The 6,657-nt window shown below is 45.5% G+C and carries 7 protein-coding genes; 4 read left to right on the top strand and 3 right to left on the bottom strand.

The features are described 5' to 3' along the window. Positions 1 to 188: 188 nt before the first annotated feature. Both purU and EQY_RS0116145 read right to left on the bottom strand, forming a co-directional pair. Positions 189 to 1,031, bottom strand: coding sequence for a formyltetrahydrofolate deformylase (purU, locus tag EQY_RS0116150; RefSeq protein WP_000555851.1), 843 nt, complete (start codon positions 1,029 to 1,031; stop codon positions 189 to 191). Positions 1,032 to 1,080: 49 nt separating this feature from the next. After that, positions 1,081 to 1,539, bottom strand: coding sequence for a YchJ family protein (locus EQY_RS0116145; RefSeq protein WP_016158404.1), 459 nt, complete (start codon positions 1,537 to 1,539; stop codon positions 1,081 to 1,083). 112 nt (positions 1,540 to 1,651) lie between these two features. Between EQY_RS0116145 and rssA the strand changes: the two genes are divergently transcribed. The 3 genes from rssA to galU all read left to right on the top strand — a co-directional run bounded on the left by rssA (position 1,652) and on the right by galU (position 4,773). Continuing rightward, complete coding sequence (gene rssA, locus EQY_RS0116140) at positions 1,652 to 2,563, top strand: patatin-like phospholipase RssA (RefSeq protein ID WP_010350469.1); 912 nt, start codon at positions 1,652 to 1,654, stop codon at positions 2,561 to 2,563. 86 nt (positions 2,564 to 2,649) lie between these two features. Continuing rightward, complete coding sequence (gene rssB, locus EQY_RS0116135) at positions 2,650 to 3,663, top strand: two-component system response regulator RssB (RefSeq protein WP_000193438.1); 1,014 nt, start codon at positions 2,650 to 2,652, stop codon at positions 3,661 to 3,663. A gap of 201 nt (positions 3,664 to 3,864) precedes the next feature. Beyond that, positions 3,865 to 4,773 (top strand): UTP--glucose-1-phosphate uridylyltransferase GalU, encoded by a 909-nt coding sequence (gene galU, locus EQY_RS0116130; RefSeq protein ID WP_000718987.1) that lies wholly within the window; start codon positions 3,865 to 3,867, stop codon positions 4,771 to 4,773. A gap of 146 nt (positions 4,774 to 4,919) precedes the next feature. On the opposite strand, the gene hns is transcribed toward galU, so the two are convergent. Beyond that, the gene (hns, locus tag EQY_RS0116125) at positions 4,920 to 5,330 is read right to left on the bottom strand and encodes a histone-like nucleoid-structuring protein H-NS (RefSeq protein WP_001287384.1); all 411 of its coding nucleotides are present in this window, start codon (positions 5,328 to 5,330) and stop codon (positions 4,920 to 4,922) included. Between the two features lie 602 nt (positions 5,331 to 5,932). Between hns and tdk the strand changes: the two genes are divergently transcribed. Next, positions 5,933 to 6,550: a thymidine kinase gene (gene tdk / locus EQY_RS0116120; RefSeq protein WP_024165082.1), complete on the top strand. Its 618-nt coding sequence runs from the start codon at positions 5,933 to 5,935 to the stop codon at positions 6,548 to 6,550. Positions 6,551 to 6,657 lie beyond the last annotated feature (107 nt).

Raw genomic sequence — 6,657 nt, 5'->3', positions numbered from 1 at the left:
GCTCCCTTTGGCCGCTCGGGAACCCCACCACGGGGCAATACTTTTTACTGGCCTGCTCCCTCATTGGGAAGCGGGGCGCATCATACCAAATGACACGCTGCTGTAAAGCGTTACGTTGAGAAAAATGAACTGGTTGCGTAATTTTCATCCGTAACGGATTAAAGGCAACCAGTTCTTTTTGCTGGCGATTAAAGAATAATCGTCCGGTTACCGTAAACAAACACACGTTGCGCCAAAACCTGGTAAAGGGCGCGGCTTAATACGGTTTTCTCGACGTCACGACCTGCCCGCATCATATCTTCGGCTGTATAAGTGTGATCCACATGAATAACGTCCTGCATAATGATTGGACCTTCATCCAGATTGTCATTTACATAGTGTGCCGTTGCGCCAATTATCTTCACGCCGCGTTCATAGGCCTGATGATACGGACGTGCCCCAATAAACGCTGGCAGGAATGAGTGGTGAATATTGATAATTTTATTCGGGAAGCGCGCCACAAATTCCGGCGTTAATACGCGCATATACTTCGCCAGCACAACGTAATCAGGCTGATAAGCATCAATGGCATCCGCCATCTTTTGATCGTGCTCGTTGCGACTTAATCCTTCATGGCTGACCAGTTCAAATGGAATATCAAAACGTTCAACCAGCGAACGCAAGGTATCGTGGTTGCCGATGACTGCCGCGATTTCCACATCCAGTCCACCGTAATTGGCTTTCATCAGCAGATCGCCAAGGCAATGCGCTTCTTTAGTGACCAGAATGACTATCCGGCGACGACCGGCGGGATTTAGTTCGCGCACAGAGCCTTCCGGCAATGCGCTATCGAGATCCGCCAGCAGGGTCGAATCATTAAAAATGCCTTCCAGTTCCGTGCGCATAAAAAAGCGTCCGGTACGATGATCAACAAATTCATTGTTCTGCACGATATTTAACTCGTGCTTGTAGCAAATATTCGTAATGCGCGCGATCAGACCTTTTTGATCCGGACAAATAGTACGCAGAACTTTTCGTTGGAGTGAGTGCATTGCTGGAAAAACCTTGTTGAGAGTGTTTGCTAAACCGTACCGTCAACCATTATTGGCCGCAGCACTTTTTAAATTTTTTACCTGAACCACAAGGGCAGGGATCGTTGCGGCCAAACTGTGGACGTGTACCGTCAATATAGTACCACTGACCGTTTTCTTTCAAAAATCGCGAACGTTCAATTATCGCTCCTGTTTTACCCTGTTCGGCAAATCGAGCAACGAAGCTAACATAACCTACGTTATCTCCTTCGTGATATGAACGCTCAAATACGGTCAGCCCTAACCATTCGGTATGCGCAAATCCGGCAATCAATTCGGCACGTAACGCCGCTGCGCCACAGGACGGATGCCAGGTCTTAATTAAATAATCTGCGTCCTGCATCACAAAAGCGCAGTAACGCGAACGCATGAGATGTTCTGGATCAGGTGCGACCTTTTCACCAGACACATAACGGTGGCAACATAGGCTATACTCGACAGCACTACCACAGGGACAAAGCTCAGACACAAATAATCTCCCTGGAAACAATAACGGCGTATTAATCGCCTGCGTAGCACTATGTTAACCGAGCAGTAGCGATGTGGCTACGGCTGCATTCCAGGGGAAGCCTTCAGGAACAATGAGAAAGATAAAAATAGGGCTGGCGCTAGGATCTGGCGCGGCGCGAGGATGGTCGCATATTGGCGTCATTAACGCGCTTAAAAAAATGGGCATTGAAATAGATATCGTCGCTGGATGTTCAATCGGTTCGCTGGTGGGCGCTGCTTTTGCATGCGATCGCCTGACCGCGCTTGAACAGTGGGTTACCTCTTTTAGCTATTGGGATGTTTTACGGCTGATGGATCTTTCCTGGCAGCGGGGTGGATTGTTGCGTGGTGAGCGTGTGTTCAACCAGTACCGCGAAATAATGCCGGAAACAGAGATCGAAAATTGTTCACGCCGTTTCGCTGCGGTTGCCACTAATTTAAGCACGGGGCGAGAACTCTGGTTTACCGAAGGCGACCTCCATCTTGCTATTCGTGCATCATGCAGCATCCCCGGCCTGATGGCGCCGGTCGCTCATAACGGCTATTGGCTGGTTGATGGCGCAGTTGTTAATCCGATTCCTATTTCCCTCACGCGTGCGATGGGCGCTGATATTGTGATTGCGGTCGATCTGCAGCACGATGCTCATTTAATGCAACAAGATCTCCTTTCATTTAATGTCAGTGAAGATAATGGCGAGAACGACGATCCTCTCCCGTGGCATGCGCGTCTGAAAGAACGATTAAGTAGTATAACGGCACGTCGGGCAGTGACTGCGCCAACTGCAACAGAGATTATGACCACGTCTATCCAGGTGCTGGAAAACCGTCTTAAACGAAACCGTATGGCTGGGGATCCGCCTGATATTCTGATTCAACCTTTATGCCCGCAGATATCCACTCTGGATTTTCATCGTGCAAATGCTGCCATTGCGGCAGGACAATTAGCGGTAGAGAAGAAAATGGATGAACTTTTACCGCTGGTTCGAACCAACGTTTTGACCTGATTTTTTATCTACACTTAAGTTAATTCTGACAGGCACTGATGGCAATAGCATGTCACTATTGAATAAAGCCAGTCAGGGGAGAGAACATGACGCAGCCATTGGTCGGAAAACAGATTCTCATAGTTGAAGATGAGCCAGTCTTTCGCTCGCTTCTGGATTCATGGTTTTCCTCATTGGGAGCAACAACAGTACTGGCGGCTGATGGGGTGGATGCCCTTGAGCTACTGGGCGGTTTTACACCCGATCTGATGATATGTGATATTGCAATGCCAAGAATGAACGGCTTAAAACTGCTGGAACATATACGCAACCGGGGAGACCAAACCCCGGTTCTGGTGATTTCTGCTACGGAAAATATGGCAGATATTGCGAAAGCATTACGGCTGGGTGTGGAAGATGTTTTGCTGAAACCAGTTAAAGATCTTAATCGCTTGCGTGAGATGGTTTTTGCTTGCCTGTATCCCAGCATGTTTAACTCCAGGGTTGAGGAAGAAGAAAGGCTTTTTCGCGACTGGGATGCAATGGTCGATAATCCGACAGCCGCCGCGAAATTATTGCAAGAATTACAACCACCGGTTCAGCAGGAGATTTCCCATTGTCGGGTTAATTATCGCCAACTCGTTGCTGTTGATAAACCTGGTCTGGTACTTGATATTGCTGCACTTTCGGAAAACGATCTGGCTTTTTATTGCCTTGATGTAACCCGTGCTGGACATAATGGCGTCCTTGCAGCCTTGTTATTACGTGCGTTGTTTAATGGCTTATTACAGGAACAGCTTGCGCACCAGAATCAACCTTTGCCTGAGTTAGGCGCGTTATTGAAGCAGGTAAACCATTTACTACGCCAGGCCAATCTGCCCGGTCAATTTCCTCTATTAGTCGGCTATTATCATCGTGAATTAAAAAATCTCATTCTGGTATCCGCAGGCTTGAATGCGACGTTGAATGCGGGTGAACACCAGATTCAAATCAGTAATGGCGTTCCGTTAGGAACATTAGGCAACACTTATTTGAATCAATTGAGTCAGAGATGTGATGCCTGGCAATGCCAAATTTGGGGCGCTGGTGGAAGGCTACGTTTGATGCTGTCTGCGAATTGAGCAAACGATAATTTGGGATAAAATTGCATTACCTGCTAATGTCTGCTGGTGGTACTATCGTCGCCATTCGTATAAGTAATTGTCTTAATTATGTTAACTCGCTTCCTTTTCGGAACCAGGCGTCGCCAGGGTACTGATATACTGGGATGTGATACAGAAATATGAACACGTTCAATACACGAACAGTCCAGGAGAATTTAAATGGCTGCCATTAACACGAAAGTCAAAAAAGCCGTTATCCCCGTAGCGGGATTAGGAACCAGGATGTTGCCGGCGACGAAAGCTATCCCGAAAGAGATGCTACCGCTTGTCGATAAGCCATTAATTCAATACGTCGTGAATGAATGTATTGCGGCGGGTATTACTGAAATTGTGCTGGTGACTCACTCATCGAAAAACTCTATTGAAAACCACTTTGATACCAGTTTTGAACTGGAAGCAATGCTGGAAAAACGTGTAAAACGTCAGCTGCTTGATGAAGTGCAGTCTATTTGCCCGCCGCACGTGACTATTATGCAAGTTCGTCAGGGGCTGGCGAAAGGTTTAGGGCACGCAGTATTGTGTGCTCACCCGGTAGTTGGTGATGAACCTGTGGCTGTTATTTTGCCTGACGTTATTCTGGATGAATATGAATCCGATTTGTCGCAGGATAACCTCGCAGAGATGATCCGCCGCTTTGATGAAACTGGCCATAGTCAGATCATGGTTGAGCCTGTTGCTGATGTGACTGCATACGGTGTTGTGGATTGCAAAGGTGTGGATTTAGCGCCTGGTGAAAGTGTACCGATGGTCGGTGTAGTAGAAAAACCGAAAGCAGATGTTGCACCGTCTAATCTCGCTATTGTTGGTCGTTACGTACTTAGCGCCGATATTTGGCCGCTGCTGGCAAAAACTCCTCCGGGAGCAGGCGATGAAATTCAACTTACCGATGCTATTGATATGCTGATCGAAAAAGAAACGGTTGAAGCCTATCACATGAAAGGGAAGAGCCATGACTGCGGTAATAAATTAGGTTACATGCAGGCTTTCGTTGAATACGGTATTCGTCACAACTCGCTGGGTGCTGAATTTAAAGCCTGGCTTGAAGAAGAGATGGGCATTAAGAAGTAACACCAATAGCGGTGTTTTCTACGAAACGGCATTGAGTTATCAATGCCGTTTTTTTATAGCTTATTCTTATTGGATAGTCTTAAAACGGACAATAAAAAATCCCGCCAATGGCGGGATTTTAAGCGAGCGTAATCTAAAAAAGATTATTACTTGATCAGGAAATCGTCGAGGGATTTACCTTGCTCATCCATTGCTTTTTTGATTACAGCCGGAGTACGACCCTGACCAGTCCAGGTTTTGGTTTCGCCGTTCTCGTCAACGTAGCTATATTTAGCTGGACGCTGTGCGCGTTTAGCTTTGGTGCCAGATTTAACAGCAGCCATGCTATTCAGCAGTTCGTTCGGGTCGATACCGTCAGCGATCAGCATTTCACGATATTGTTGCAGTTTACGAGTGCGTTCTTCAACTTCAGCAGCAGCCGCACTTTCTTCTTCGCGACGCTCGTTAACAACTACTTCTAATTTTTCCAGCATTTCTTCCAGCGTTTCAAGTGTACATTCTCTTGCTTGCGCACGAAGAGTACGGATGTTGTTCAGAATTTTAAGTGCTTCGCTCATTGTAGTAATCTCAAACTTATATTGGGGTGGTTTGTTGAGGTAATAATAGAGCCTTAAATTCAGTTGTGCAATAGCCAGGAATGTAAGGAATTCAAAATTGTTCTTTATTTTGTGCCACCAATAAATATCTTTTCATAAAATTAGCCAGAAAAGATGCGGCATATAGCCCTATTTGTACCGATGATTTCGCATCATCTAAGGTTAAAACTTCCTGATTCATGTCACATTTTATGTAGGGATTAACACGCGCTGACGTCTTTTACTCTTCGGTATTAGTCATGTTTACAAAAAATCCGCTATTAAGAGAATGATGAAAAGAAGAACAGTCGCAATAAGTGCAGGGACTTCGTATTGCCGTATCCTGGAGGTCAACAGAGGGTTATTACTTGTGCAACAAGTTAAAGATTGTGAATAGTTACCAGGAGTCATTTACGCGGTTATAACAAGCAATACAGACACAATGATAGCTCTGAAGGATTATGTCATCCTTCTTAAGGAATGATGTATATACGCTCTTCTGCGTGTACTGTTGCGCTGTAAAACTGGCGAATTATGATAAACTTCAGCCAACTTTATTTCATATCATTGAGGGCCTGTGGCTGATGGCACAGCTATATTTCTACTATTCCGCAATGAACGCGGGTAAGTCTACGGCATTGCTGCAATCTTCATACAATTACCAGGAACGCGGTATGCGGACTGTCGTATATACGGCGGAAATTGACGATCGTTTCGGGGCAGGGAAAGTCAGCTCGCGTATAGGTTTGTCATCTCCGGCAAAATTATTTAACCAAAATTCATCATTATTTGATGAGATTCGTGCGGAACATGAACAACAGGCAATTCATTGTGTACTGGTTGATGAATGCCAGTTTTTAACCAGACAACAAGTATATGAATTATCGGAGGTTGTCGATCAACTCGATATACCCGTACTTTGTTATGGCTTACGTACAGATTTTCGCGGTGAATTATTTACCGGCAGTCAATACTTACTGGCATGGTCAGACAAACTGGTCGAATTAAAAACTATTTGCTTTTGTGGTCGTAAAGCAAGCATGGTGCTACGTCTTGATCAAGCGGGTAGGCCTTATAACGAAGGCGAACAGGTGGTTATTGGTGGTAATGAGCGTTACGTCTCGGTTTGCCGTAAACACTATAAAGAAGCGTTAGAAGTCGGTTCTTTGACGGCTATTCAAGAAAGACATCAACACGATTAATAAGATTTTCTTTACTGACAGGATGAATCGAGGCCTTTATCCTGTCAGTTCGTTTTACTAACTTCTTCCGAACCATAATTCTTTATATGAACACATCCCGTTTGCAA

The sequence above is a fragment of the Escherichia sp. TW14182 genome (assembly GCF_000208525.1).
Taxonomy (GTDB): Bacteria; Pseudomonadota; Gammaproteobacteria; order Enterobacterales; family Enterobacteriaceae; genus Escherichia; species Escherichia ruysiae.
Note: the sequence above shows the minus strand (reverse complement) of the source record. Positions and strands in the feature narration are given on the sequence as shown.

What these genes read in the sequence shown, in the direction of transcription:
- rssA (WP_010350469.1), top strand. Translation starts at nt 1,652, where the DNA reads ATGAGAAAGATAAAAATAGGGCTGGCGCTAGGATCTGGCGCGGCGCGA.
- purU (WP_000555851.1), bottom strand. Translation starts at nt 1,031, where the DNA reads ATGCACTCACTCCAACGAAAAGTTCTGCGTACTATTTGTCCGGATCAA.
- hns (WP_001287384.1), bottom strand. Translation starts at nt 5,330, where the DNA reads ATGAGCGAAGCACTTAAAATTCTGAACAACATCCGTACTCTTCGTGCG.
- galU (WP_000718987.1), top strand. Translation starts at nt 3,865, where the DNA reads ATGGCTGCCATTAACACGAAAGTCAAAAAAGCCGTTATCCCCGTAGCG.
- tdk (WP_024165082.1), top strand. Translation starts at nt 5,933, where the DNA reads ATGGCACAGCTATATTTCTACTATTCCGCAATGAACGCGGGTAAGTCT.
- rssB (WP_000193438.1), top strand. Translation starts at nt 2,650, where the DNA reads ATGACGCAGCCATTGGTCGGAAAACAGATTCTCATAGTTGAAGATGAG.